This window comes from Flavitalea antarctica, assembly GCF_054461535.1.
In genome coordinates this window covers 15,806-42,474 of record NZ_JBTLQG010000029.1, presented here as the reverse complement: position 1 = coordinate 42,474, position 26,669 = coordinate 15,806, and the positions used below count along the sequence as shown (strand labels likewise).

Here is a 26,669-nt window from a genome sequence, read left to right as displayed (position 1 = left end):
TGATTCAAAAAAACTCCGAACTTGATTGTCACCTTAACCTGAAAACTATTACTTTTGCACCCACTTCAATTTTTAGGCTGCGGAGGTGGCGAAATTGGTAGACGCACTACTTTGAGGTGGTAGCGCCGTAACTGGCGTGGGAGTTCGAATCTCCTCTTCCGCACAGAACGAGACATCCGGTTTTTCCAGGTGTCTCGTTTTTTTTTGGTGGAGTTTCTAAGTCTATTTTTTCAGTATGATCCTGAAAGTGGTGCCCTTGCCCGGCTCAGAAGATTTCACGAAGATCTGGCCACTATGATATTGTTCGACTATTCTTTTTGACAAGCTGAGCCCTAATCCCCATCCCCGCTTTTTTGTTGTAAAACCAGGCTTGAATACCTCTTTCACAAACTGCTTGGATATTCCTTTGCCGGTGTCAGATACATCAATCACAACATGGGTTTTGTTTTCCTGGAGATCAACTTTTATTTCCCCCTTTCCTTCCATGGCGTCAAGTGCGTTTTTCAACAGGTTTTCAATCACCCAGTCAAAAAGGGGAGGAGAGATTCTTGCGATCAGGACGTTGGCACCATGATTATCTACTGTAAATTTCACTTTTCCCGGTGCTCTTTTCCGGATGTACTCTACCATACTGTTCACCTGCGATAAAACATCATGCGCTTCAAGTTGCGGGGTACTTCCGATCTTCCCAAAACGATCGGAAACGAGTCTCAGCCTTTCCACGTCTTTCTCCATCTCCTGTACCATCATCTCATTATCGGGATTGTCCTTTAACATCTCGACCCATCCGTGCAGCGAACTCAACGGGGTGCCGAGCTGATGAGCCGTTTCTTTCGCCATCCCTGCCCAGACCTGGTTCTGAACGGACTGGTACCGGCTCGAAAGGGCGGTTATCGTGATAATAATAAATAAGCTTATGATGAGCAACTGCACGAGGGGATAATATTTGACCTGGTTCAGGAGGCTGGTGTGACCATAATAATAAATGTTTCTTTCTGTGGAATCCGAAGGGTTGCTCCATTCAACCGAGCCATTTTCAGATTTAAATTCTTTCATTTTTTTCGCCACATAACCCGGGTCTTTTTTTACCGATGCGGAATCCAGGTTTACATGATCGAGTATCTGACCTCTTTCATCAGTAACAATAATCGGGATGGTTTTATTTTCAGCAATGATGATACCTGCCAGTTTATCGCTTACCCCCGACTGGTCTATCATCAGTAACTTACCGGCTTCTACCCATTGTTCGACCCGGAGTCTTTCCTCTTTGGCAATTTTTTTTGCAAGAAACTGTGAGTAAAATATTGTTCCGCTTACTATAGCTATTGCTACTATAGCGAGTCCGGTACGCCAGTTAAAAAGCTGAATCATGCGCCAATTTACGAACGATCGGGCCACAATTCATTGACGACAGGCCTCATAGGTTTGGATATTAACTTTCTACCTGTATTTTTGGCAACATTTTAGGTTAACCTTTAATCAGTTCAGATCAACTAATTTTTTGTCAGCACTTGTTTCAATAGTCATACTCAACTGGAACGGCCGTTCCTTCCTGGAAGATTTTCTGCCTTCAGTAGTGGCATCGACCTATGAAAATAAGGAGATCGTACTGGCAGATAACAATTCCACTGATGATTCAATAGCATTTGTACGGACAACTTACCCCCAGATCCGGATTGTTCAACTGCCATCCAATTTTGGTTTTACAAAAGGTTATAACGAAGCCTTGAAACTGGTTCAGGCGGATTATTATATTCTTTTGAATACAGATGTTGAAGTTGACCCAGGCTGGATAGAACCAATGGTAAAATTGCTGGATGGCAATCAAAAGATCGGGATCTGCCAACCGAAACTCTTACAGCATACTAACAAAGATCTCTTTGAATATGCAGGTGCGGCCGGAGGATGGATTGACGAATTGGGTTATCCTTTCGCGCGCGGAAGGATCTTTGACTATTGTGAAAAAGATGTTGGGCAGTATGATGAGATCCAGCCAATTTTCTGGGCGAGCGGTGCTGCCATGTTCATCAGGGCTCCGCTTTATCACCGGCTCGGTGGCTTTGAAGAATATTTTTTTGCTCACCAGGAGGAAATAGATCTGTGCTGGCGGGCACAAAGAGCCGGCTTTGAAGTTTATGCATGTCCTGCGGCAGTGGTATATCATGTAGGTGGCGGAACCCTTCCCAAGGGAAATTCAAGAAAAGTTTTTTTGAATTTCAGGAACAACCTGATCATGCTGGCAAAAAATCTCCCGGTTGGCGAGGCTATTATCAAAGTCGGATGTCGATTTTGGCTGGATGCTCTTTCCGCCTGGAAGTCGTTGTTCGCCGGCCAGGTGAAATATTTTTTTGCTGTTGTGGAGGCCCATCTTGCTTTTTTCTATTGGTTACTCATTAAGCGCCGGCACAGTTTATTCCCCGAGACGCGGAAAGGAAAGTTGCACGGATACCTGCACCGGAGTATAGTGTGGGCGCATTTTGTAGAGGGAAAGAAAAAGTTTATGGAAATAGTTCAAAAGAAATCGGATATTTTCAACTGAAACATTATTTTTGCACTGCAATTAACTCGTTATGGATCAAGCACAAGAAAAAGATATCAGGGAAAAAGACTTTGCATATAACTGGGTAAATTCTTCCGTTTTCCTGTTTTACCTCCAGGTGTTTTGTATTATTGCGTTTACATTGGGTGGTTGCTATAGTTTGTACGCTCACCGTTACAAAGGAAAGCCAAAGGTGAATGTTCCGGCAAACACTTATTATACTCCTCAGTATAAATAAATTCGCTTTAAATTTTTGTAGGAATTTCAGGATCCCTATCTTTGCCGTCCGATAAAAAAAACGAATTCAGCAACGAATCGGGATCAACAGGATTCGTAACTGGTTCAAATAAAAAGTTCTTTAATAAACAACGCGGAAGTAGCTCATTTGGTAGAGCACGACCTTGCCAAGGTCGGGGTGGCCGGTTCGAGCCCGGTCTTCCGCTCCATAATCCAAACCTAGTGTTTGGATTTTTTTTGGGCATCCGGTAAAGATTTTGCGGTGAAACACTTGCCGGGTTAACACATTGAAAATTTTTGTCCCATTCGTTTTCGTAAGGGACAGTTACCTGGGTGGCGGAACTGGTAGACGCGCTGGACTTAAAATCCAGTTTCCCGCAACGGAAGTACGGGTTCAACTCCCGTCCCGGGTACTTTAACACCCTCATGATTTCTTGCACGTCAAGATGTTATGAGGGTGTTTTTATTTATTGTCCGGCCGAAATCAACGGTGATCAGCATAGCTAAATCCAATAATTTGGTGGTCCTACAAGAGACCAGACGGTCAGAAGGCATCCCGAATCTGCGATTTAAAATTGTTTATATTCGGGATATGCTTTTCGAATTCGGGCTCAAGAGTAGCCTGTTACTTATATTTTTTGTGCATGGTATAGTCTTCGGTATAATTTTATTGTATAAGGGTTTGATTCGTGCCAGCCGATCCTCGCTCTGGCTCAGTTTATTTGTTTTACTCAGCGCTTTGTATATTGCTCCGTTCATGCTCGGATATGCAGGATGGTACAGCAGACAACCTTATCGGGATATTCTCTTCTATACACCCTTTCAGCAAGTTCTCCTGCTTCCCCCGATTTTATATTTTTCTTTCAAAAGTGTTCTGTATCCTTCCTTTTCGCTTTCTGGCCGGGATTGGTTGCATTTTGCTCCTGCCTTCATGTACCTTATGTACTCGCTAATCATCTTTATTGGAGATAAAATAATAATAGGCGACTATTATTTTTATGCCGATCAGCGGGACAAAGATCTTGATCCCTGGTATCAAGTGGCGGGCTTTTTCTCTCTGCTGTTTTATCTGCTACTATGCCTGAAGCATTACTTCTCTTATAAACGACTGGTATATGACCAGACAAGTTTTGCTGATAGCATCCTGCATCGCTGGTTACAAAGATTTATCCTTGCTTTAATCATATTATTAATAATCAGGGCATTGTTTTTTGTTATCAATCCAGAGTGGGCAGAATTCGGACGGAAATTCTGGTATTACCTGGCCTTCTCGCTTCTCGTGTACTATTTATCCGTCTCGGGTCTCATGCATCTACTTCAGACAGAAGGATTAACCCAGGCAACTTTGAGGTCATTCCGGGAAACAACTGCAGATTCCTCCAATGTGGTTTCCGCCTCGTTTGCTCCGGTCCATCCTTTTGAAACGGAAGAAATACATTCCGGCAAGATAAAAAGTCACTTACTAAAACCGGGCATCATTCCGAATGATAGGCTTTCAACCGTTGCAATATCCCCCGGCTTAAATATCACAGGGGACCTGAGCACTGGTAAATCCTCCTCGCCTGGCGAAGTTCATCCGTCATCATCAGAAGAACTGGCATCCTTCCGATCACAAGTAGAGTCGGTCATGAATGAGCAGAGATTATTTCTGAATCCGGAATTGACACTTTCGGACCTCGCTGCAAAGCTTGATCTCCCTCCCAAAAAAGTATCGCATATTATCAACCAGGTGTTCTTTATGAACTTTAATGATTTTGTTAACCAATATCGCGTCAAAGAAGTTACTGCAAAATTTATGGCTGGTGAACACAGCTTGCAGACACTTTTGGGAATTGCATTCGACTGTGGTTTCAACTCAAAATCAACTTTCAACCGGGCCTTTAAAAAGCACACTCAGCTAACCCCGAAGAAATATCTTGAAAAACTAGCCGGCAAATAAGTGCCAAATCATGATTTGAAGCGACCCGCTCGATGCACCACTCCAACTTTGCCTCAAAAGTAAATAACAATGAAGATCACGTTTGCTCTCATTATATTATCATTTTTTGTTGAAAGTACCCTTTGGTCGCAGGCACCCGCAAAGCTGTCAAATGTTCAAATTAAGAAGCTTGACTCCATCGCTTTACAGGATGTACCACCCGGTGCTCCGGGAATTGCGACCGCTATCATTCAAAACGGCAAAATAATTTACCAAAAAACAGCCGGACTTACTAATCTGACGAACAAAACGCCGGTAACAGCACGGAGCCGGTTTAATATCGCTTCAAATGGCAAGCAATTCACGGCACTCGCCATTCTCGAGTTGATCGAAGAGAAAAAACTTGGATTGGAGGATGACATCAGGACTTATTTGCCCGGCCTATATCCTGCGTTGGGTGACACCATTTCTATCGGGCACCTGCTCACCCACACCAGTGGCATCAGGGATGTTTATGACCTGCTTGCGCTGCAAGGTATAACATGGTGGAAAACATCTATGTCGAATCAGCAAATTGTTGATATGCTTAAGAGGCAGGAGGATTTAAATTTTAAACCCGGTTCAAAATACCTCTACAGCAATTCAAACTACATCCTGCTTGCAGAAATAATCGGAAAGATCAGGGGTATGCATTTTAATGATTACTGTAAACTGATGTTCAAACGATTGGGTATGGCCAGTACATCTTTTGAAGCAAATCATGCTGCAATTCCGGGCGAGATTGCCTTGCCTTATTTCAACTTTAACACCTGGACCACATACGAGTGGCTTTGGGACGCTTATGGAGACGGCAACTTATTCACAACGCTGGAAGACCAGGTGATATGGGAGCAGAGTATCCAGAGAATGCGAAATCGCGGTCTAAAATCAGCTGTCATAAAGCAATCGCAGCTACCTGTAAGTGATGTTTCCGCAGCCTATGGCTTTGGGCTCGAATTTGGACAGTATTATGATCAACCTTACACCTTCCACGAAGGTGCAACCGGCGCCTGGAAAGCTACTGTATTGAGATTTCCAGGATACAATTTGTCTATGCTTACTTTCACCAACAGCGGTAAAGCTATTCCCTCGATGCAAACGCGACAGATGGCTGATGTTGTGCTCAATCTGAACCAACATTCCCAAAAAAAAGTACTGACGCCGGAATTGCCCGGACCTTGGGTCACCCCAAAGGACCTCGAGGGGATTTACCAGACAGAAGCAGGATTCACATTCAGGCTCCAGGTGAGGGATACTGCACTCTTTTTGATGCGGTCCGGAAGAAACGATATCCGGCTTGTTCGCGAAGCAGCGAACATCTTTCATCAATGGAATGATAGCACTTTTAAACAAGAGTTCATAAAAAATGCAGCCGGTCAAATGGAACTTACCGTATACCACACTTCACATTCCCCATATACTTTGTTGAGACTGGAAACGAATTGGGACTCATTCGATCTCACGATGCCCAACGGCGAGTACAAGAACGTAGAAACAAATGTTTCTTTATCCATACGAAACATATCAGGCCTTGAATACGAAGTAGACATCAATGGCGCAAAGAGACAAGGCCTGCTGATTACACGGGAACGAATGTTAGTGGACAATTATCAAATTGAGTTTGGAACTACAGAAGGAACGAGTATCACCTCTCTCAAACTGAACGGAGAGAGGATCAAAAACGTTTTATTCATCAAAAAGAAATAATCAGTTTAAGCTGTTTCCCGGGAGCATTGGGTAAGGGGATTTTTATTAAATGCATATTCGAGCTAACGTCACGAAGTAAGTAGATGAAAACTCCACCCCCGCTAGGGGTACTTCAAATCCCTGTAGATGGTTTATATCAACTATCTGCGAGGATTTATTTTGTTCAGGGCGAAAATAATAACTCGTTATTCTGATAATAGTCTTATTTTTTATCATCATTGTATAGGGAAAGTGCTTTTGATTTTAACGAACAAACTACAATAATTCAAATAAGTCTATGGTATCGGAAATTATCGACCGGGTGGGGCCTAAAAACGAAGGCTATCCATGAGGAGTTTCCTTCCCTTCATCTTATGTATTTTGTGTATAGCCACAGGTTGGTGCGTACACGCTCAATCTTTATCACCCATCAGATTTCATGGTCAGCCGATACTGACGAATGGAATTCCGGTAAAACCGCATGCGCTTTTTTATGAGAATTTCACAGGCGACACAACACAACCACTTGATGAAATTAATAAGTCCAGATTTATTTCCGGTGCCTCTATGGCCGGCACTGAGTTTATAAATAACCGGCAAATGAAGCGAACAAGCCAGGTGGTCTGGCTGCAGTTTCTTGTTTCCAATTCCCACCCTATTGACACGCTCCGCTTATGGTACCGGGGAGGGGTTCACGCATATCTCTCGCTTTATAAAAAATCAGGTTCATCACTCGATGTCTTATCGCATGCGGGTATGTGCTCGGTTGGTCAGAGTGTCCACCTGGATCCCTATTCAATGCGTTTAGAGATTCCACCACTTTCAACTAATCATTATTTTGTCCGGGTAGCAGATTACCTGCTGCTTTTCGATGATATTGCAGGCAGCATACACACAAACGAAACGTATCAAAGCAATCTACTCGATGAAGCCAACAATGCTAAGTGGCTTGCCTTCGTAATGGCAATGATCATAGGATGCCTTACACTGATGAGCATGCACTCGTTCTACCAGTATTATTTAAATGGTGACAAATCGTTTCTTTATTACGCGATTTATGCAGCCTTTGCGTCTTTGTGGATATTGAAGTTTGCAAACCCGCGGTTCAACCTTGGACTAACTCCCGTCTCCCTGCCATGGCTGGCGCATCCCTGGTCTTTTTCATTTTCTCATATCCTTGCCCTTGCCTACGCTCTTTTCTTAACCAGGCTGCTTGCCATTCCGGCTCAACAACCACGGTTATGGCGCATCATCCGTCCCCTGAAGTGGTTGCTTGTGATCCTCCAGGTAATGGTGGTTATACAATTCTTTACCGGCATACTGGTTTCAGGCGCTGCAATGTTCTTTTTGATTGATTCGCTGCCTTCCCTATGTATGGGTATATTGCTGATTATTGCTACGTTACGGAGCCAAAGCAGACTAAAACCTTATTTACTTGTAGGTGAAATCAGTTTGTATGTGATCTCTCTTTCCCCAGTTCATGGCATTTTCTTACTTGGAAACGCATCGCCTCAAATCGCTTCTTTTATCAATTACCCGCCGTTTTTTATGGCACTGGGTCTGTTTGTGGAGTTGTTTTGTTTCTCATTAGCGTTAGCATACCGGAACAAACTTGTGGAGGTCGAAAAAACCAATTTACAGGAGAGTTATACCAGCCAACTGGAAAACGAACTTCTCGAACGCTCAAAAGAAATTAAACATCAAAGCCGTATACTTGAAGAACAACATACCAGTCAATTGAGGTCCACCTATGAGCGGAAACTCGCAACGATGGAGATGACGGCGTTGAGGGCGCAGATGAATCCGCACTTCATTTTTAATTGCCTCAATTCTATAAAACTTTATACGACTGATAATGAGGTGTCAAAAGCCAATACCTATCTCACAAAATTCAGCCGCCTGATCCGTTTAGTCCTGGAAAACTCGCGTTCTGAAAAGGTCACTCTGAAAAACGAACTGGAAGCGCTCCAATTATATCTCGAAATGGAAGCAATGCGGTTTAAAGATAAACTCAAATTTGATATACAGGTTGGTACAAACGTTGAAACCGATGCAATAGAGATACCACCAATGCTTTTTCAACCATATGTTGAAAATGCTATCTGGCACGGACTAATGCAGAAAAAGGCCGGCGGCAATGTCGGAATAAAAGTGTTACAATATGAGGTGGATTGCCTGCATGTTACTATCACTGATGACGGGATTGGCCGCACCAGGGCCGCGGAGTTGAAAAGCAAATCGGCAATCGCAAAGAAATCATTCGGAATGGAAGTCACCAATGAACGGATAGCGCTGATCAACCAGCTTTACCAAACCAATACAAAGGTGGTGGTGAATGATCTTATCGACTGCGAAGGCAATGCGGCAGGCACCGAGGTAGTATTGCATATCCTGCTTTAGCAGGTATTCCAAATAGTTAAACTATTGAGATGTTAAAAGCTATTTTGATTGATGATGAACCGGACTGCATTCGACTGCTTTCATTGCAGCTAAACGAATTTTGTCCGCAGGTGCAAATCCTTGGCCAATACACCAGTAGCGAAGAAGGCTTGAGAGCAATTCAGACACAGCACCCCGATCTTGTGTTCCTGGATATAGAAATGCCTGGAATGAATGGATTTACATTATTGGAACAACTCGGTCCTATATCCTTTAGCTTAATATTTGTCACAGCATATAATGATTTTGCTGTGAAGGCTTTTCGCTTTAGTGCACTTGACTACCTGTTGAAGCCGCTTGACGCAAAGGAGCTCCAGGATGCCGTACGAAAAGCCGAAAAGGGGCAGCGCATTGACCAGCGGCAATTCGATATGCTTAAATCGCAATTATTCAGTGGCCAACATCCTGCAAAAATTGCAGTGCCTTACCAGGGCGGTGTTCATTTTATAGATCTGCAAAACATAGTGTATTGTGAAGCTGATAGTAATTACACAAAGCTTTTTGTTACAACAGGTAAAAGCTACCTGCTGAGCAAAACATTGCGCGAAGTACAACAGGTGTTAGAGGAACGAAACTTCCTGCGTGTACACCGTCAATACCTCGTCAACCTCGACCATATAAAGGTGTATCGGAAAGGCGAATCGGCATATCTTGTAATGCAGGGCGAGATAAATATTCCAGTTGCTAAAAACCAAAAAGACAGGCTTGTCCAAAGATTTGGTTGGCTTTAAAACCCCCGGGGCACTTACACAGAAGAAGGTGAATTTACGGACTCTTCCTGGCTATTGGTGTCAAACCCGCGGGTTTCTTATTTACAATGACACCTGGAAAAGCCGTACTTCTCCTTGCTTAAGATACTTCTCTCAATCAAACCGGCTGTTCACACCGCGTTGTCGGGCTCCCACACTAATATTTATAAAGTGCCTGCATAGTTTAGGGATGTTTGCAGCGTAAACGATGTGCAAACAATCTATTCACCATTCCAACCACCGGCTATGCGAATACCAAAGTGTATACTCCTATTTATCGTATTGTTTCTGCAACAAGTTTCCACCATAGGTCAGCAAGCTGATCTAATACTGTTCAATGGAAAGATATTTACCTCAGACCCTGCACAACTTTATGTTCAGGCAGTGGCAATCAGCGGAAACAAAATACTGGCAACTGGCACAAACGAAAGAGTCGAAAGATTTGGTTCATCTAAAACGGAAAAAATTGATCTGGGTGGAAAAACAGTCATACCCGGCTTCAACGATGCACACAACCACCCTGGTTGGGAAGCCGTAATCGGAAAGTCCTATAGTTATACCGGGTACCTTCAGGAGGGACCAGCAAAGGCAGCTGTGTTAGATTCCGTACGAATGTTGGTTAAAGGCGCAAGACCCGGCGAATGGATTTATGGGCTTATCGGGACTTCGATCTTTTTTGACAGTAGCATGCGTTCAGCCCTCGATAGTATAGCTCCGAACAATCCGGTTAGCCTACAGATCTGGTGGGGTCATGGTCTCACTGTAAATCGCAAGGCGCTGGAAGCATCCGGCCTGTCGGACAGTGATACAGATCCGGTAGGTGGCTGGTTTATCCGCAATTCCTCAAATCTCATATCATCGTTACAACAGAACGCGCAGGCACCTGTTTGGACGGCCAGGTATAAGTCAGACCCGTCAGCGCTTGTAGTCGGGATGCAGTCGTACTCATCGTCTCAGTTAAAAAGAGGGGTTACAACCGTTCAATATATGGGTACCGGTTTAAACAAAACAGAGGCAGATGCCATGCTGAAAGCAAGCAAATTACAGCAACGGGTTCGCATTATTGCATGGCCTCGTTCAACTTCCGAAGGCCGGCAATTGAATGATTGGAATGTAATAGAAACCAAACCTACAACGCTGTCTTATCTGTCAGGAATTAAGTATGTGATAGACGGGTCTCCGGGGGAACAAAATGCCTTAAGGTCGGTTCCATACCCTGGCAAGCCGGGCTGGTATGGCAGACTTAATTATCCAATTGATACACTGAAACAAATATTTAACGAGGCTCTCGAAACTGACCGGCAATTGTTAATGCACATAACGGCAGACAGCAGTTTCGGTATAGTGCTTTCACTGATGAAGGGAATGGCGAGTGCGGAACGGTGGAAAGCAAAACGCGTAAGATTAGAACATAATTGTGTAGGGGAGCCTGGAACGGGTAATATGTCGCAGGCTAACAGGCAAATACTCAAAGAACTCGGTATAATAGTAATGCATACACCTAAATATTGTATGGGTAGCCCCTTGCGGACGCTACTTGATAGTGGCGTTATTGTAGGGATTGCACCGGATGGTATGGAAAATCCATTTGTAGACATTATGCTGATCAACACCGCAGGAGGGAAGCCAACCGAAAACCTTACAAGAGAGCAGACGGTAATTGCCTTTACAAGAACCAACGCGTATGCGGAGTTCAGGGAAAAAGAAAAAGGGACAATTTCAAAAGGAATGTTAGCTGACATGGCTGTGTTGTCCCAGGATATTTTTACTATTTCCGCGGAAGAGCTTCCCGCTACGGAAAGTCTTCTGACAATAATTGATGGAAAAATAGTTTACCGCAAAAGTGTGTACGGGGGAGGCCAAAAATAAAAAAATGAAGCAGCTCAATCATTAAGTTGTTTATTTACCTCTCACCAGCGGGCTGTTAAGAAGCCCTATCCACGTTGACGCATATTTATCAGTGGATCCTTGATGCGGGCTTTTATATCGCGAATCAAAAAGGGAATACCAGTCCCTGTTATAATACACGGCCCATTCGAATAGTTCGAAAGCTTCAGAGGGATCGAACAGAGCCCCCGGCTGATATTTCGCCAGACCACTTTCCGCTCTCTTCTTATCTAATGCGACCTTGCTGTTCGTCCACTCGCTGCGGGTTGCCTGGCCGCTTGCATATGGCAAGACATACTCTACGGATTTCCGTATTGAAGATCCGGTAGATGAAACATAAGAAAAGAGATCCAGGGTGGAGTCAAAACTTTTTGCAGTGATAAAAAAGGCGACGGCTGGTGTTAAGCCACCAATATGATAATGTAAGGCATCTCTTTCCCTCAGATCATTACTGGTTCCGTCCGGATAATATGCAGAGGCGATATACTCTTTAAAGCCATTAACCGCAAATTGTATCATTTCATTGTTTGCAAGTATGCAGCCAATCGAGCCAATAATTTTCTGTCTTTTTGCTTCCCAGTTGTTGTTCGGCGTCCGCGACCTGTGCATTTGCTTAAGGGAAATATCATTGAGCCAGGCTTCCACTTGTTGTTTTTCAGGCTCCGAAAACTGGCTTTTGAAAATGTGATAAGCCCAAAAAACCGGTACAAGTTTATTTTCATTAATGGTATTGCCGTCCGGCAGATAAGTTGACGACCAGCGGATCACGATCATCCTGGCCTTATCCGCAAACCGGCGTTCAGCATTTCCATAGAACGCATAAACAAAGTTGCCCAGTTTCTCAATATCCTTTAGACTTTTTACCGAACTTATGCGTGACTCATCGTTGTCCAGCAAACCCTCGTAATGAATATGGGCCAACGGCTGTATACTGTCATCCACCTGAGTGTTGGCCAACACGAGAATGCTGTCATAAAGGTTTTTTACACGCTTATTGTTTTTAATCCCGGTTTTTAAGTGGGCTAGCTCGATGGAATCAAGGATAACAAGGTCCGTCAGCTGGGCAGGTACCCAAAAAGCGTTGAATAGAGACAGTGATAATAAGATTGTCCGGAATAGGAACTTACATTTTTTAGCGTTGGTCATGATAGGAAGCAAATGTATTTGAAGATAAATTTATTAATTGTTTCTGGCAGACCGTAGCAATTAATCATCTTGTTACCTGCGCTTAATAAGCATTCTTTTGAGGAAGATGTAACAGAATTTCGTTATATTTCATTCACACTACTCGGTATGAAAACAGCTCTATTCATTGCGTTGATTTTTGTATGCTCCAACTCAGCGGGCCAGGAATACAGGGACCGCATAGGCTTTACACTTGAAAGTATCGCAGACCTGGAGATTGGCTGGATAAAAATCTATGACTATAGCGCACAACCAAAAGGAAAACAACTTGGCAATAGAGTTTACAGCGCCCGGCAGATAGGAAACAGTCAGCACTTCATTGAATGGATGCAAAAATCATATCAGCCAAAAGGATGTTTAGGAGATGCCGGCTACTATCAGAATTACATACCAAAATTCAGTGGAACCAATAGCAAATTGGGGAACGCGATTAACACCCATGCAGCAGCGCTGCCACATATGTATGGTGCCTATTCTAAAATGTATATGTTTCTCAAAAAGGACGCGGCGGGAAAATTTGTTCCGCAGAACAACTTCGGGGAGTTTTGGCAGATCGAAGCTAACCAGTTACAGTATATCAGTTTCCCCGTCTCATTTATTTCTGATACTACCGAGTATTATTTCGTACTCCCTGATTATGGGCTAACTCCAAACGGCTATAATGTCCAACACAAGGCCGCGAGCGAACTGATGGGGTTTCACAATCTCAAAAGCATCCAAAACCATAAACGATTTTACATCCCACCTAAAATCATTGGCGACAACCCCCAGTATGTTGTGATCATGACGAAAGACAAGGAATTACCTTTTGAAAAAGTTACCATAGGTGAGTTCTTCAACCAGGCTGAAAAGCAGTTTCCTGGCTGGCAGCAAATCGTGCCGATACCTGCGGATCAGTATCTAGTGGCTCAAAAGAATCTGGCAAGATTGAAAGAAAAGTATAAAAGCAAATGGAATGACGTGGCATCATTGAAGCTTCCCGCCAATCAGCTCTCGTTGTATGATTTTGTACACGCAACTGAAGGCAGGGATGATATGTTCGATAGCAGGGATATCAATGGTAAGCAAACTACGGAAGCCAGGTTCCCGGTTTTGAAAGTAAACAAAGCAAGCAGGGAACTGTGCAAAACCGATCAGCCGCAATGGATTGTTATCAGGTGGACCATGGGCATGCCTGAACAGGCGTTTAATAAACACCTGCACAAATCAATACTGAACAATTTCAATTTTGAATACGTCTATAATTTTTTCTTCGATGAGGCGAAAATTAAGGGACAGATATACAAGCCATTGCCAATGTGAAGTATGAAACATAAATAGAAGCCTGGTCCATTAACGATCAGCGACCGGAAGATTTCAATTGTTTGATGCAATCATTCACCATTTGGATTGATCGTTTGCGAAGTTCCAGGTTCCCTTTGTCCATTCCTTTCAATAAGGCCAGGCATTCCTGCAGATAGCGTTCTGCGAAATCGGGTTCCTGCTCTGTAATCTCAGGTGCGTTATCAAAGATGTCAGCATATTTGACTGTCTGCGCTTCCGGACTTATTGCGGCCATTCGCCCAACCTCTTTGTTTTTACGCTTTCGCCGGTTCCATCCCGGGTAGTTTTCTTTTACATATACGTCTGTAAGCTCCACAACCTGTTGTAATGACCGTTCTGCATCTTCAGGTGTAAGCACGCTCATCAGGAAGTTGAATACTTCATCCTTTGTTGTTGGTGTATCTTCCAGCACATCATGCAAAAGGGCGGCTGTCAGCGTGCTGATATCATTTGTATACCCGCGGCAGATTTCCATCACACGTATAGGATGCACTATGTACCTGTCGCCGGTGTATCGTCTTATCTGTTTGTCATGACATTTATCAGCGAAGGCCGTTACCTGTCGCAAAACATTTTCTTCGTTGATCATCTACAATGATAAAATTTATTTCCCGGGCAAATTTTTAAATCCCTGCATACCATGACCAGCCAGTATCACCAATATCGACATATTCATCTGTCACGGTGATCTTTTGCAGATACTTCATGCTTTTATACCCAAGCTGTGTTTCCACTCTCAATCGTAACGGACCCCCATGCGGAACCGGGAGGTCACGTCCGTTCATACCATAAGCCAGGATGGTTTGCGGATGAAAAGCATCCAGGAGATCTATACTGTCAACCCAACCATCATATGAATAAAAGTTTACGAATCTTGCGCTTGGTAATATGCCAGCACTGTTTAATACACTAGCCAGCGGTACCCCGGTCCATTCTGCTATCGCCGACCAGCCCTCTTCGCAGGTATGCCGGGTGATTTGTTTCCGGGCAGGGAACTTTTGGAGCTCCGTCACTGACCAGGTACCAGGTTTCGAAACTCTGCCTTCAATGGATAAACAGTAGTTGGTAAACCTGGCTCTCATGATTGTTTCATAAGCGTTGCTGAAGGATGGCCTGGATGTATCAGCCGGATTTGTGGTTCCGATTGCCGGGAACGAAGAGATATCACTTTGTGTATATTCTTTTACCAGCGACTGACCAGGTAGCAGTGCCCTATGTGCATGATAGGTCAATGCATCGCCCATACGTAAGATATTGCCATAGGTGGGAGGCGGCTTTTTACCACATCCGGGTAATATCAATCCACCGATCGTGGTTAATCCCGTGATGATCACGCTTCTCCTGGTAACGAGTTTATTTTTTCTCATATTGATATGAGGCTTTAATTAGTTAGGGTAAGATGGTCATTGCGTTATTTTCCGAATGTCATTGACTTCATTTGTTTAATAAATCCCGATTTGATGATCATGACGATATGTATGATCACGAACAGAACAAGTAACCCGGAAGCAAAAAAGTGAATCGTACGTGCCGACTGAGCCCCAAAAAACATGGCCGGAAGAAAAGGATAGGCTGCAGTGATTGCCGGTGACATCGTCAGGCCGGTCATTGTAATCAATGGCAGCAGGAAAAAAATAACAAACAGATAGGTTGATTTCTGCAAAAGTCCATACTGCGGACCCCTGGCGGCAGGCGGAATGCGCATTTTCAGATGATTGACAATATCTTTTCGGATCATTGGTCCGTTCAGTTCCTTCGATGCGGGCACCAGGTGTTTTCTCAGGTGTCCACTAAAAATTGCCATTAGCAAATAAATAAGGCCGGTAACAACAAGTATCCAGGCTGTCAGGAAATGTAAACTTCTTCCCCAGCCATTTTGATTATAGGTTTCAAATGTCCTGTTGGCGCTATAGGCCCGGTTAGCGGTACCGGGGAAAAATGCGACTGGCTTTTCCCATCCGCCATGCTTATAATTTTTACTGACCGGAAGTTCAAGGATGGCAGGTGTGAGATTATTGCCTACTTCGCCCCAGTATAAACGTGGATGGCACATGAAGATTACGAAGCCACTGAAGAGTAAGAGCAAAAAGCTGGCAGTGATTACCCAGTGTGTGGTCTTCACCCAGTTTTTATGCTTAAGTAAACTCACCTCGGTTGGTGCGGCGGGGTCCATGGCTAAATATGGTTGTTAATAGTGGGGTTAGAAGACTTATTGAATTTACATTTTTTTTCCCGTGTTTGATGATGTCGCCACCTGATTTCATTTGCCTGGCATTACTGATTGTTTGAATCCTGTAAGTTTTTATTTGAATCCGATAATCATTAATAAAGGGGCTATTGGTATATTTACTAAGCGGATTTCTTGCCCCCCTGATCTTGTCCCTATTTCACAGTCCCATATATTTCAAACCCTTTCATCATATCATCATGATCAAATTATCCATTAATAAACGTTCTTATGAAGTTGATGCAAGTCCTGACATGCCGTTACTATGGGTGATCAGGGACCTCGTCGGCTTAACGGGTACAAAGTTTGGCTGTGGAGTGGCACAATGCGGCGCCTGTACTATCCACCTCGACGGTGAAGCTGTTCGTTCATGTGTAACAAAGGTGAGCCGCGGAGTAGGGAAGGAAATAGTTACCATCGAAGGTTTATCGCCCAACAATGATCATCCGCTGCAAAAGGCATGGCAGGAATTTGATGTTCCCCAGTGTGGCTATTGCCAGTCGGGCCAGCTGATGGCCGCGGCCGTCCTGTTACGGGAAAAGCCAAATCCTGGTGATGAAGATATTGACCAGGCGATGTCAGGAAATATTTGCCGGTGTGGGACCTATCCCCGCGTGAGAAAAGCTATTCATCATGCAGCGTCTATCTTAAACAAGGGAGGTAAACATAAATAAGCCAGGAATTAACCGGAGAAATTTTATTAAAACCGGCGCCATACTTGGCGGGGGACTACTGATTGGCTTCTCTGTACCGTTAGCAGGAAGGGTTGGCAAAAATTCAATAACCGGAATTGCCGGTGGTTTTTCTCCCAATGCATTTCTTAATGTCAGTACCGATAACCAGGTGACTGTTTTACTGACACATGTCGAAATGGGCCAGGGAGTCTGGACAACCCTGTCTATGCTGATTGCTGATGAACTTGATGTCGATATTGAAAAGATAAAGGTTATCCATAGCCCTGCCGGAAAACATTGGAACCATACAATATTCGGCGTGCAGATAACCGGAGGATCAAGCAGTACCTGGTCGGAGTTTGATCGCTACCGTCAGGCTGGCGCAACAGCCCGGACGCTGTTAACACAGGCTGCTGCAAAACGAATGAAAGTTGATCCTGCAACCTGTACTACCGGTAATGGATATGTGATTTCAGGAAATTCAAAACTCAGTTATGGTGAGGTTGCAGAAGATGCCGCCTTATTGAAGGTACCAACAGAGGTGCCATTGAGAAGCAGTGATAAGTGGAAATATATTGGGAAGGGAACAAAAAGACTTGATGGACCGGCAAAAACCAATGGATCGGCTATATATGGCATGGACGTTAAGTTTCCGGGGTTACTCACTGCAGTTGTTGCGCATCCGCCGGTGTTTGGTGGAAAAGTAAAGTCTTTTGATGCAACCAAAGCGAACGCAGTACCCGGAGTGAAACAAGTGGTTCAGATACCTGGTGGTATTGCGGTTATTGCTGAACATTACTGGTCAGCAATGCAGGGAAGAAAGGCCCTGAAGATAGAATGGGACCGGGGTGAAGGTGCAAATATGAATACTGATCAACAGCTGATTAAATATAAGGAGCTGGCAAAAACGAAAGGTCTCCCTGCGGCAGAAAAAGGCAATTCGGCTACTGGCATTTCTAATGCGGCCCGCACTGTTGAAGCCGAATATGTTTTCCCTTATCTCGCCCATGCAGCAATGGAGCCCTTGAATTGTACGGTAAAGATTTCAAAAGATCAATGCGAGATCTGGACCGGTACGCAGATGCCTGCAACCGAACAGGAAGCTGCTGCAAAGATTTTGAAACTAAGACCGGACCAGGTAGTGGTAAATACAGTGTTCCTGGGAGGAGGTTTCGGAAGGCGGGCTACAACATCCGCGGATTTTGTTTCAGAGGCTGTTGAGATCGCAAAAGCCAGTGGCAAATTTATTAAGATGGTCTGGAGTCGCGAAGATGATTTGAAAGCCGGCTATTACCGCCCGTTTTTTGTACATAATGTGAAGGCGGGCATCGGATCCGACGGTCTTCCGGTCGCATGGCACCATAACATTGCCGGACAATCGATAATGGCAGGTACTCCGTTTGAAGCCATGATACAAAAAGGTATAGACGATTCTTCGGTGGAGGGCATAAACAATTCACCGTATGTTGTAGCTACACCGGATCATTACGTGGGTTTACATACAACAAAAGAGGTAGTACCGGTGCTCTGGTATCGTTCAGTGGGCCACACACATACGGCCTACGTGATGGAAACAATGATTGATCAGCTTGCTCACGCTGCTAAAATAGATCCGGTAGAATATCGCCGGGCCTTGTTAAAACATCATCCAAGGCACCTGGCTGCTTTAAACCTGGCCGCAGAAAAATCCGGATGGGCGCGACCTCTACCTGCAGGACGTTTCAGAGGTTTTGCTGTTCATGAATCCTTTGCAAGTTATGTGGCCGAGGTAGTCGAGATCAGTATGGTAAATGGTGTACCTAAAATTCATTCTGTTACCTGTGCCATTGATTGCGGACTGGCTGTTAACCCCGATGGCGTCAAGGCGCAGATGGAAAGTGGAATAATCTTCGCGATTACAATGGCAATGTATGGCGAGATAACGCTGAAAAATGGTGAGGTACAACAAAATAACTTCTACGATTACCCGATCTCAAGGCTGAATGAATCGCCGGAGATAAACGTATATATTGTTGATAGCAAGGAAAAAATGGGTGGTGCCGGTGAATGTGGTGTTCCTCCTATGGCTCCCGCTCTGGCGAATGCAATTTTCGCAGCAACTGGTCAGCGGATCTGTCACTTGCCAATGAATAAAGCGTTGGCTAAGGAGAAAAAAGCCGGGAACGTGAAGGAAAGCTGATAGAACATGTATGTGCCTGCACATGCGAATGTAGAGTTGTCTTCAAAGATTTCTTTACATTCACGTCTCATGAAAAGGGCATTCATTTTATTACACCTGGCTGTGTTTCTTGCAGGATTTACGGGTGTGTTCGGAAGGCTGATCGGAATTAATGCGGGGCTGATAACCTGGTATCGTTTATTCTTTTCGGCAGTTTTTATTTTCCTTATTTTTCGGGTATCAGGCAGGCTCCAGAAAGAAACGCCATCAAATATTCTACGCATTGGCTTTGTCGGTTTCTTACTTGGCATGCACTGGGTGTTCTTCTACGCAAGTATAAAATTCTCAAACATTTCAATCGGTGTAGTCTGTTTTTCCCTGGGAGGTTTTTTTACTGCATTGATAGAACCCCTCATGAACAAGCGTAAACATTCTGTCCCGGAACTTGTGCTGAGTGGACTTACGCTTTGTGGCATAGCACTTATATTCGGGCTTGATGCCACATACCGTTTCGGTATTTTATTAGGTGTTATCTCTTCCCTGATTGTAACGTTCTACACCATATACAATAAGCGGCTTACAAAAGAGTTCAATTCCGCAACCATAACTACTTATACAATGACCGGTGGATGGTTAGGCATATCACTTATCATGCCTTTTTACCTGTATCTCGAGCCTGCACCAACGCTTATACCAACACTTAAAGACACTGGTTACCTGTTAATACTTGCACTTGTGTGTACAGTATTGATGTACCTGATGATCACTGAAGCATTGCAAAAGATTTCTGCATTTACCGTTAACCTGAGTTTTAACCTGGAGCCTTTATATAGTATCGTTCTTGCCATTCTGATCTATAAGGAAAATACTGAATTGTCATGGCCCTTTTATATGGGCCTGACGTTAATCGTCTTTTCTGTATTATTACAGATGTATCGTGTAATGAGATTGAAGCCCGTTTCACATTGATACTGTTACCTGCACGGAAGTTTTCTTATATTGTACCAAACGTATTTGTCTCGCTAACAAATCATCATACAATGAAATCCATACTGATACTGCTGCTCATACTTTCCATGCTATACGTATCCGGCCAGAATCCGCCGCGCCTGATCGTCCGGGGTGATGATATGGGTTATACCCATAGCGGCAACGAAGCACTGATAAAATGCGCAAAAGCGGGGGTGCAGACTTCAATTGAGATCATTGTTCCCTCACCCTGGTTTCCGGAGGCTGTAAAAATGCTCAAAGAGATGCCCGGACTTGACGTGGGTATACACCTCGCGATCACCAGCGAATGGGATAATGTAAAGTGGAGGCCGCTTACTGATTGCCCAAGTCTGAGAGATAAGGACGGGTATTTTTTTCCAATGATCTATGCAAACAAAAACTATCCGGGCAGGGCGGTCATGGAAAATAAATGGTCGCTTGCAGATCTTGAAAAAGAGTTTCGCGCCCAGATTGAGCTTGCGTTGAAATATCTTCCGGGCATTTCACATTTGTCCGCACATATGGCATGTACAAACCTGAACGATTCCAGTAAAGCCCTTGCCAGGCGGCTGGCTGCAGAATATGGGTTGGATATTGATTTAGAAAGATCAGGTGTTAAGTACGTGCGCTACAAAGGCAGTCACAAGACTTCAGGTGAAAAAATAAAAAGCTTTATTGCTATGCTCGATGATCTGAAACCGGGCGAAACCTATATGTTCGTTGATCATCCCGGACTTGATTCACCTGAATTGAGAGCTGTTTCGCACATTGGTTACGAGGATGTTGCAATAGACCGGCAGGGGGTAACCGATTTGTTTACCAGCCCTGTTGTTAAAGAAGCAATCGCAAAAAAGGGGATCAGGCTGATCAGCTATGCAGATTTGAAAAAATAAAATTACTTAATGTGTCTGCCTGTCCATTCACCATCTTTTCCAAATTCGTTGTAACCAAACATGGAGTCGTAACAAATGAAATCGCCGGTGAACTGGGCTTTCAGATCGAAATGATTAAAGATGTTTTGTTGTGCCCTCACATAAAAACCGCACCATTCACTGTTCCTGTCAAAGCACAATAATACATCCTGGGTGGCTTTGGTAATATATCCTGCGAGATTATCATCCTTATCGTACATGTAGAGCCCTTTCCACTGCGGATTTTTGGGATGAAGCAGATTCTGATACATTGGATTGATGCTCTGATTCTCGTTAGGATTGAAAGTCAGATTATTCATTGGATTGATTGCCTGGTTGGCAACCGGGTTCAATGTACTCGTTTTGGTTGGATTGATATTCCAGTTGAACTTTGGATTGATCTTGGAGTTTTTGAACGGGTTGATTACACCATTTGTCTGCGGACTTAAGTTCACATCCATTTTCGGATTATGTTTGGCTACTAACTCCTGGGAGTTACATACCGATGCAGCTAAAATTCCGAGAACAAATAATGGCAGGTAGATCTCACACTTCATAGCATTCCTTTGTGATTAGAAAATAATTTCAGTCAGGTAAGGGATAAGAGGTGGAGGTATTCTACCTTAAATATAGTGATTATGTGTAAATCGTGAATTTCCTTAACCAGACAATTTACCCCCATGCAAAAGAAGGGCCGCGGCTGCTGCAAATTCGTTTTCGCGTTCGCACTTTCATTTGCAAATCAGGCTTCTGCACGAAGCACCTCTAAAGGAGGGCGGTTCAGAATGCCACGGCTGTTGAACAAGCCAATCAGCACAGTAATAATGGAAACCAATAAAAATACAGCCAGCACAGGTAACACGGGCACAGTGAAAGGTGTTTTGAATGTATATTTTGCCAGGGCCCATCCACCACCGAGCGATATCAGGATACCGGCAAAAGCCGCAAGACCTCCCAATAAAAAATATTCGAGGGCAGTAATGATAAGGATCTGTCTTTTTGTGCCCCCAAGTGTTCTCAATAAAACGCTTTCCCTGATTCGCTGGTACTTACTCAACAGCACTGAAGCTATTAACACAACCAGGCCAGTCAGAATGCTGAAGCCCGCCATAAATCTGATCACGAATCCAATCTTATCGAGTATATCGTCCAACACGCTCAAAATTAATCCCACATCTATAATAGAGATGTTGGGGAATGAGGTCACCACTGCCTGTTGAAATTTCGCAGACATCTCTGCAGATGGAATCCTCGTTATCAGGACATGAAACTGGGGCGCTTTTTCAAGCACACCGGAGGGAAATATAACCCGGAAGTTTGTTTGAACACGGTTCCAATCGACCTCCCGGATACTTCCTATCACGGTTGGAATCAGTGCGCCCTGGACGTTGAATAACATCTTGTCGCCGATATTGACGTTGATACGTTTTGCGTAGCCGTCTTCCACAGATATATAGATCGCCTCATCACCAGCTGTTTTTTTTGCGGGCCAGTCTCCTGCGGTGATCTTTTCAGAGTCGGTCAGTGAGTCCCGGTAGGTAACCCTTAATTCACCCTCAAAAGCCCATGATGGGGTTTTGGAATTGGTATCCAGGCGAACCTCTGCTCCGGTCTGGCCATTAATTTCTTCCAGCCTGGTCGTGATGATTGGAACTTCATTGATTACCGGAAGATTAAAACTCCTGGTCAGCGTAGCAACTTTTTCCTTTTGGGCCGTCTGGATATCAAACAGCACCATATTCGGCTGATTGGCACTGGCCGATAATGAAACGCGGTTCAACAAAAGATTCTGAACAAAATACAAGGTGCAGATGAATGATGTGCCGAGGCCGATGGCTACTACCAGTATCAGTGTCTGATTGTTGGGGCGATACAGATTTGCAAGTCCCTGTCTTAACAGGTAACCGGCGCGGTTAGGAAAAAACTTTCTCACTGCCCACATCAGCAATCCGGCCATTGCAGACAAAACAAAAAAAGATACCAGTATGCTCGCGGTAAAAACTGCTGCCCGTTGAAAGCTTTTCATTTGTAGATAGGTAAACCCATATATAAACGCTATGATCAGTATGTATATCAGCCAACGCAGGTAGTCGCGCTTTGGTGTTGTATGTTCAACTGATAATCTTAAGGTGTTGAGTGGCGATACGTTTCTTATTGATACCAGCGGTAACAATGCGAAGAGTGCAGAAATAATTACCCCTATAGCTATACCCTGTGCTATTGCCTTCCATGAAAGATTCACGGAAATCTCCACAGGTAAAAAGTCTTTGAATACCGTAGGCAGTACCTGCTGGATGGCGATGCCAAGGACAGCACCGATTAACGATCCGATGAAGCCGATGGCAACGATCTGGATCAGGAATATCAGGAAAGCCTGGAGGCCGTTAACACCAAGACATCTAAGAATGGCAATTGAGTTTAGTTTTTCTTTGATATAGATATGAATGGAACTGGCTACACCAATGCACCCAAGAAGCAGGGCGATAAATCCAATCAGGGAAAGGAACTGTGTGAAATCTTCAAACGTTCTTCCGGTATTTCTTTTTCTTGACTCAACCGTTTCGAAATCGTAACCATCCTTTTCAAACTTCGGCTCAAGCGTTGTTACCAACTTCTCAACGTCAGTGGGTTTATCGAACTTATAATAAAAATGATAAGAGATACGACTGCCTTTCTGTTGAAGTTTTGTATCAGGAAGATACTTCATGGGTATATAAACCGCTGGGGCAACCGAAGTTGAAATGCCCGTACTCCCCGGTGCTTTGTTCAGCGTTCCTGCAATCATAAATGTAACTTCGCCAACCTTGATGGAGTCACCCGGTTTTGCGTTAAACTGCAGCATCAGTGTTTTATCTACCAGCGCCTCTTGTTTATTGCGGAACTGGGCCGATGCTGAGACTGGTTTTGTTTCCAGTTTTCCATAGAAAGGAAAATCGCCTTCCAGCGCTCTGACCTGCACCAGCCTTGTGCCCCCTGTTTTAGTGAACATTACCATTGAGGCAAAGGACAACTCGTGTGCCCGGCGGTCACCGATAGAATCAAGCATTGACCGGAACTCCGGTGTAACCGGTTTATTGTTATCAATGACCAGGTCGGCACCTATCAGGGTTTTTGCCTGGTTATCTATGTCGTTCTTAACATTATCACTGAGAGAATAGATAGCAACCAATACGCCTATTCCAAGAATGATGGATGATATAAATAAAAACAATCGCGATCTGTTACGTCGGCTGTCGCGCCAGGCCATCGTGATGAGCCAGGCTAAGTTCAGTTTATTTTCTCTCTGCATCTTGAAGTATTAGGGAAATAACCGGCTGTTAATTCTGGTGAACAAGGGTGTCTTTGTCTATCTGGCCGGCGCGGATCTTAATGATTCGTTGTGTGAGGCCCGCTAGTTCAAGGTTGTGGGTCACTATCACCAGTGTGGTACCTGCCTCTTTGTTTAGTTCAAAAAGCAGTTTCACGACTTTATCACTTGTTTCTGCGTCGAGGTTGCCCGTTGGTTCATCGGCAAAGAGAATAGCGGGACTGTTAGAAAAAGCCCTGGCCAATGAAACACGTTGTTGTTCACCGCCGGAGAGTTGTGCCGGGTAGTGATTGATTCGGGCAGCAAGCCCCACCTTATCAAGTAGCTCTAAAGCCCGGGGCCGGATGTTTTTCTCCCCCCTCAGTTCAAGGGGCACCATTACATTTTCGATAGCGGTTAAGGTGGGGAGTAATTGAAAATTCTGGAAGATAAAACCTACGTGTTGATTCCTCACTTTCGCGCGCTGATCTTCATTCAGATTATCCAGCCTGATCCCCCTTAATTCGACCAGCCCGCTGCTTGAACGGTCCAACCCTGCGCATAAACCAAGCAGTGTTGTTTTTCCGCTTCCCGAAGGACCAACTATAGCTAATGTGGAACCGGCCTCTATAGAGAAATTAACATTATTCAGGACGGTAAGTGTTTGCTCAGCACTCTTATAAGTTTTGCTGAGGTTCTCGATTTTTAATATGGTTTCCAAATTGATGTGTATAATTTAGGACGGGATGTTTTATTTTGGTGCCCGCAGATGATAATATCAGGTAAATTACTATTTTTTAAAATTAAGGCATTCTCAACAAGATAAATTATGATCAAAGTATCCGGGCTTGCAATGATTTTGTTTGCATTGATAACATCAGGTTGTGGTAATAGTGAAAAACAGCAGGAGTCTGCCAAAGCAAAAGGTACCGGTGGGGACTCTGCAGTCGTCACGACCACCAAAACAATATTGTTTTTTGGTAACAGCCTTACTGCGGGTTATGGGCTTGATGTTTCCGAAGCCTTTCCGGCACTTATACAGGCAAAGATCGATTCGCTTAAACTGCCTTATAAGGTTGTAAATGCGGGGCTCAGCGGTGAAACCTCTGCAGGTGGAAAAAACCGTATCGGCTGGCTGTTGCAACAAAAGGTGGATGTGTTTGTGCTGGAGCTTGGTGCCAATGATGGTTTAAGAGGCATACCTGTAACCGAAACCGTAAAAAATCTACAGGATATTATTGACAGCGTAAAAACGAAAAATCCCGACACAAAAATGATAATGACCGGGATGCAGGTGCCACCGAATATGGGTAACGCCTATGCTACAGCGTTCAGGAACATTTTTCCAGAGCTTGCAAAGAAGAATAACATGGCGCTGGTGCCTTTTGTACTGGAAGGGGTGGGAGGTGTGCCGGAACTGAACCAGGGTGATGGTATTCACCCAACTGCACCGGGTCACAGGGTTGTGGCTGAAAATATATGGAAAGTGCTGAGTGGAATGTTATGACCCGGGATTATTAAAACTTATAAGCGTATTCAACCCTTCCGATCAGTGTCTTTGATTTCGAATAACAGGCATCCTGAAGTTTAAGGCCATTGTCATCATAGCTGTAATACCATTTCTGGTAATCCCCGGTGCCTTCTTCGGAAACCAGCATGGTTGCCAAATGTTTATCCTCGTATTCAAAAATGTAATCCGGTAATAATTTCTTAGCCCGGTTATTATACCGTACGATGTCTGTGAGCAGATTATCTTCGTCGTAATAGTAGTAGATGGTGGGTAACGGCTGGTTTTTCCGGACACTTTTTTCTTCAGCAACGTTTCCCTTTTCGTCAAGTATAAAGCTGATATAAGTAGTATCTACCCCGTTTTTTATTTTCAGTGCATGTGTCGGTTTTCCCTGTTGATTGTAAAACCATAGATGTTGCTCTTTGCTTGCAGTCTGCCCGGGTGATAACGAAATGCTGGTAATAGACGCCAGTTGGTTAGCCGCATCATAAGCATATTCTGTATTTATTTTGTTGCCATCCGCAGTATCAACACTGCGGATCAGCTGACCCTTTTGATTGTACCAGGACGTGCTTTCAGAAGTGCCTGATAAGGATGTTTTTGTTACTGTTTTAATATAACTGAAATCCGGGCTCACCACCTGCTGGCAGGCAAAGCCTTCTATTGGCTGATTATTCGCGTCAAAACTGGAATAGTCAACTGCTTTCACGCTGTTCTTGCGGTAATCCTGGTGTTTTTTCATCAGGTCCTTCGTAGCAATTATGTCTTTGTAGTAAAACTGGCCGGATGCGGAAAAAGCAATAATAAACAGGAGAAAGAGAAAACAAATAGGTTTCATGGTGCTGATAACGTAAAATGCATTGTTTTAATGCTGCAAGCTGTCCAATATTTTCTGTAAAATAGCCTGTTTC

22 protein-coding genes and 3 tRNA genes are annotated in these 26,669 nt (G+C 44.1%); 16 read left to right on the top strand and 9 right to left on the bottom strand.

Translation table 11 applies throughout. From position 1 onward, the window contains the following. Positions 1 to 79 precede the first annotated feature (79 nt). Positions 80 to 163, top strand: a tRNA-Leu gene (locus ACX0G7_RS20650). Between the two features lie 59 nt (positions 164 to 222). Here ACX0G7_RS20650 and ACX0G7_RS20645 read toward each other — a convergent pair. Further along, entirely contained in the window at positions 223 to 1,371 is a 1,149-nt protein-coding gene (locus tag ACX0G7_RS20645; RefSeq protein ID WP_458925420.1) for a sensor histidine kinase, read from the bottom strand. 130 nt (positions 1,372 to 1,501) lie between these two features. On the opposite strand from ACX0G7_RS20645, the gene ACX0G7_RS20640 reads away from it, so the two are divergent. The 9 genes from ACX0G7_RS20640 (at position 1,502) to ACX0G7_RS20600 (ending at position 11,476) form a co-directional block, all read left to right on the top strand. Then, positions 1,502 to 2,539 carry a glycosyltransferase family 2 protein gene (locus ACX0G7_RS20640; protein WP_458925419.1) on the top strand — a complete coding sequence of 346 codons (1,038 nt, stop codon included), beginning with the start codon at positions 1,502 to 1,504 and terminating at the stop codon, positions 2,537 to 2,539. Between the two features lie 31 nt (positions 2,540 to 2,570). Then, the gene (locus ACX0G7_RS20635) at positions 2,571 to 2,777 is read left to right on the top strand and encodes a hypothetical protein (RefSeq protein ID WP_458925418.1); all 207 of its coding nucleotides are present in this window, start codon (positions 2,571 to 2,573) and stop codon (positions 2,775 to 2,777) included. Positions 2,778 to 2,909: 132 nt separating this feature from the next. After that, positions 2,910 to 2,985, top strand: a tRNA-Gly gene (locus ACX0G7_RS20630). A gap of 118 nt (positions 2,986 to 3,103) precedes the next feature. After that, positions 3,104 to 3,189, top strand: a tRNA-Leu gene (locus ACX0G7_RS20625). Positions 3,190 to 3,368: 179 nt separating this feature from the next. Continuing rightward, a complete protein-coding gene (locus ACX0G7_RS20620) occupies positions 3,369 to 4,715 on the top strand; it encodes a helix-turn-helix domain-containing protein (RefSeq protein WP_458925417.1) in 1,347 nt (448 codons plus the stop codon). A gap of 69 nt (positions 4,716 to 4,784) precedes the next feature. Further along, on the top strand, positions 4,785 to 6,440 hold the full coding sequence (locus ACX0G7_RS20615) for a serine hydrolase domain-containing protein (protein WP_458925416.1): 1,656 nt from the start codon (positions 4,785 to 4,787) through the stop codon (positions 6,438 to 6,440). Positions 6,441 to 6,767: 327 nt separating this feature from the next. Then, positions 6,768 to 8,819: a sensor histidine kinase gene (locus ACX0G7_RS20610; protein WP_458925415.1), complete on the top strand. Its 2,052-nt coding sequence runs from the start codon at positions 6,768 to 6,770 to the stop codon at positions 8,817 to 8,819. Positions 8,820 to 8,848: 29 nt separating this feature from the next. After that, the gene (locus tag ACX0G7_RS20605; protein WP_458925414.1) at positions 8,849 to 9,589 is read left to right on the top strand and encodes a LytR/AlgR family response regulator transcription factor; all 741 of its coding nucleotides are present in this window, start codon (positions 8,849 to 8,851) and stop codon (positions 9,587 to 9,589) included. A gap of 264 nt (positions 9,590 to 9,853) precedes the next feature. After that, complete coding sequence (locus tag ACX0G7_RS20600; protein ID WP_458925413.1) at positions 9,854 to 11,476, top strand: amidohydrolase; 1,623 nt, start codon at positions 9,854 to 9,856, stop codon at positions 11,474 to 11,476. A 30-nt stretch (positions 11,477 to 11,506) separates the two neighbouring features. Here ACX0G7_RS20600 and ACX0G7_RS20595 read toward each other — a convergent pair whose 3' ends face one another. After that, complete coding sequence (locus ACX0G7_RS20595) at positions 11,507 to 12,640, bottom strand: alginate lyase family protein (protein WP_458925412.1); 1,134 nt, start codon at positions 12,638 to 12,640, stop codon at positions 11,507 to 11,509. 147 nt (positions 12,641 to 12,787) lie between these two features. On the opposite strand from ACX0G7_RS20595, the gene ACX0G7_RS20590 reads away from it, so the two are divergent. Continuing rightward, the gene (locus tag ACX0G7_RS20590) at positions 12,788 to 13,981 is read left to right on the top strand and encodes a hypothetical protein (RefSeq protein ID WP_458925411.1); all 1,194 of its coding nucleotides are present in this window, start codon (positions 12,788 to 12,790) and stop codon (positions 13,979 to 13,981) included. Between the two features lie 37 nt (positions 13,982 to 14,018). Here ACX0G7_RS20590 and ACX0G7_RS20585 read toward each other — a convergent pair whose 3' ends face one another. The 3 genes from ACX0G7_RS20585 to ACX0G7_RS20575 are packed head-to-tail and all read right to left on the bottom strand — an operon-like array spanning position 14,019 to position 16,175. Beyond that, a complete protein-coding gene (locus ACX0G7_RS20585; protein WP_458925410.1) occupies positions 14,019 to 14,591 on the bottom strand; it encodes an HD domain-containing protein in 573 nt (190 codons plus the stop codon). 34 nt (positions 14,592 to 14,625) lie between these two features. Next, positions 14,626 to 15,369: a molybdopterin-dependent oxidoreductase gene (locus tag ACX0G7_RS20580; RefSeq protein WP_458925409.1), complete on the bottom strand. Its 744-nt coding sequence runs from the start codon at positions 15,367 to 15,369 to the stop codon at positions 14,626 to 14,628. A gap of 44 nt (positions 15,370 to 15,413) precedes the next feature. Continuing rightward, on the bottom strand, positions 15,414 to 16,175 hold the full coding sequence (locus ACX0G7_RS20575; protein ID WP_458925408.1) for a cytochrome b/b6 domain-containing protein: 762 nt from the start codon (positions 16,173 to 16,175) through the stop codon (positions 15,414 to 15,416). 254 nt (positions 16,176 to 16,429) lie between these two features. On the opposite strand from ACX0G7_RS20575, the gene ACX0G7_RS20570 reads away from it, so the two are divergent. The 4 genes from ACX0G7_RS20570 to ACX0G7_RS20555 all read left to right on the top strand — a co-directional run bounded on the left by ACX0G7_RS20570 (position 16,430) and on the right by ACX0G7_RS20555 (position 20,944). Further along, positions 16,430 to 16,903 (top strand): (2Fe-2S)-binding protein, encoded by a 474-nt coding sequence (locus tag ACX0G7_RS20570; protein ID WP_458925407.1) that lies wholly within the window; start codon positions 16,430 to 16,432, stop codon positions 16,901 to 16,903. Beyond that, positions 16,896 to 19,082 (top strand): xanthine dehydrogenase family protein molybdopterin-binding subunit, encoded by a 2,187-nt coding sequence (locus ACX0G7_RS20565; RefSeq protein WP_458925448.1) that lies wholly within the window; start codon positions 16,896 to 16,898, stop codon positions 19,080 to 19,082. Before ACX0G7_RS20570 ends, ACX0G7_RS20565 begins: the two co-directional genes overlap by 8 nt. Positions 19,083 to 19,151: 69 nt before the next feature. Next, a complete protein-coding gene (locus ACX0G7_RS20560) occupies positions 19,152 to 20,030 on the top strand; it encodes a DMT family transporter (RefSeq protein ID WP_458925406.1) in 879 nt (292 codons plus the stop codon). A 71-nt stretch (positions 20,031 to 20,101) separates the two neighbouring features. Beyond that, the gene (locus ACX0G7_RS20555; RefSeq protein WP_458925405.1) at positions 20,102 to 20,944 is read left to right on the top strand and encodes a polysaccharide deacetylase family protein; all 843 of its coding nucleotides are present in this window, start codon (positions 20,102 to 20,104) and stop codon (positions 20,942 to 20,944) included. Between the two features lie 2 nt (positions 20,945 to 20,946). Here ACX0G7_RS20555 and ACX0G7_RS20550 read toward each other — a convergent pair whose 3' ends face one another. The 3 genes from ACX0G7_RS20550 to ACX0G7_RS20540 form a co-directional block, all read right to left on the bottom strand. Then, positions 20,947 to 21,519 carry a hypothetical protein gene (locus tag ACX0G7_RS20550; RefSeq protein WP_458925404.1) on the bottom strand — a complete coding sequence of 191 codons (573 nt, stop codon included), beginning with the start codon at positions 21,517 to 21,519 and terminating at the stop codon, positions 20,947 to 20,949. A gap of 185 nt (positions 21,520 to 21,704) precedes the next feature. Further along, entirely contained in the window at positions 21,705 to 24,251 is a 2,547-nt protein-coding gene (locus ACX0G7_RS20545; RefSeq protein ID WP_458925403.1) for an ABC transporter permease, read from the bottom strand. Between the two features lie 28 nt (positions 24,252 to 24,279). Next, positions 24,280 to 24,969, bottom strand: a complete 690-nt coding sequence (locus ACX0G7_RS20540) for an ABC transporter ATP-binding protein (protein ID WP_458925402.1) — start codon at positions 24,967 to 24,969, stop codon at positions 24,280 to 24,282. Between the two features lie 108 nt (positions 24,970 to 25,077). Between ACX0G7_RS20540 and ACX0G7_RS20535 the strand changes: the two genes are divergently transcribed. Further along, positions 25,078 to 25,755: an arylesterase gene (locus ACX0G7_RS20535; RefSeq protein WP_458925401.1), complete on the top strand. Its 678-nt coding sequence runs from the start codon at positions 25,078 to 25,080 to the stop codon at positions 25,753 to 25,755. Positions 25,756 to 25,765: 10 nt separating this feature from the next. Here ACX0G7_RS20535 and ACX0G7_RS20530 read toward each other — a convergent pair whose 3' ends face one another. Further along, positions 25,766 to 26,596 (bottom strand): hypothetical protein, encoded by an 831-nt coding sequence (locus ACX0G7_RS20530; protein WP_458925400.1) that lies wholly within the window; start codon positions 26,594 to 26,596, stop codon positions 25,766 to 25,768. Between the last annotated feature and the right edge of the window lie 73 nt (positions 26,597 to 26,669).

Coding starts and splice junctions, on each gene's coding strand:
- ACX0G7_RS20645 (WP_458925420.1), bottom strand. CDS start 1,371: ATGATTCAGCTTTTTAACTGGCGTACCGGACTCGCTATAGTAGCAATA.
- ACX0G7_RS20635 (WP_458925418.1), top strand. CDS start 2,571: ATGGATCAAGCACAAGAAAAAGATATCAGGGAAAAAGACTTTGCATAT.
- ACX0G7_RS20620 (WP_458925417.1), top strand. CDS start 3,369: ATGCTTTTCGAATTCGGGCTCAAGAGTAGCCTGTTACTTATATTTTTT.
- ACX0G7_RS20615 (WP_458925416.1), top strand. CDS start 4,785: ATGAAGATCACGTTTGCTCTCATTATATTATCATTTTTTGTTGAAAGT.
- ACX0G7_RS20610 (WP_458925415.1), top strand. CDS start 6,768: ATGAGGAGTTTCCTTCCCTTCATCTTATGTATTTTGTGTATAGCCACA.
- ACX0G7_RS20605 (WP_458925414.1), top strand. CDS start 8,849: ATGTTAAAAGCTATTTTGATTGATGATGAACCGGACTGCATTCGACTG.
- ACX0G7_RS20600 (WP_458925413.1), top strand. CDS start 9,854: ATGCGAATACCAAAGTGTATACTCCTATTTATCGTATTGTTTCTGCAA.
- ACX0G7_RS20595 (WP_458925412.1), bottom strand. CDS start 12,640: ATGACCAACGCTAAAAAATGTAAGTTCCTATTCCGGACAATCTTATTA.
- ACX0G7_RS20590 (WP_458925411.1), top strand. CDS start 12,788: ATGAAAACAGCTCTATTCATTGCGTTGATTTTTGTATGCTCCAACTCA.
- ACX0G7_RS20585 (WP_458925410.1), bottom strand. CDS start 14,591: ATGATCAACGAAGAAAATGTTTTGCGACAGGTAACGGCCTTCGCTGAT.
- ACX0G7_RS20580 (WP_458925409.1), bottom strand. CDS start 15,369: ATGAGAAAAAATAAACTCGTTACCAGGAGAAGCGTGATCATCACGGGA.
- ACX0G7_RS20575 (WP_458925408.1), bottom strand. CDS start 16,175: ATGGACCCCGCCGCACCAACCGAGGTGAGTTTACTTAAGCATAAAAAC.
- ACX0G7_RS20570 (WP_458925407.1), top strand. CDS start 16,430: ATGATCAAATTATCCATTAATAAACGTTCTTATGAAGTTGATGCAAGT.
- ACX0G7_RS20560 (WP_458925406.1), top strand. CDS start 19,152: ATGAAAAGGGCATTCATTTTATTACACCTGGCTGTGTTTCTTGCAGGA.
- ACX0G7_RS20555 (WP_458925405.1), top strand. CDS start 20,102: ATGAAATCCATACTGATACTGCTGCTCATACTTTCCATGCTATACGTA.
- ACX0G7_RS20550 (WP_458925404.1), bottom strand. CDS start 21,519: ATGAAGTGTGAGATCTACCTGCCATTATTTGTTCTCGGAATTTTAGCT.
- ACX0G7_RS20545 (WP_458925403.1), bottom strand. CDS start 24,251: ATGCAGAGAGAAAATAAACTGAACTTAGCCTGGCTCATCACGATGGCC.
- ACX0G7_RS20535 (WP_458925401.1), top strand. CDS start 25,078: ATGATCAAAGTATCCGGGCTTGCAATGATTTTGTTTGCATTGATAACA.
- ACX0G7_RS20530 (WP_458925400.1), bottom strand. CDS start 26,596: ATGAAACCTATTTGTTTTCTCTTTCTCCTGTTTATTATTGCTTTTTCC.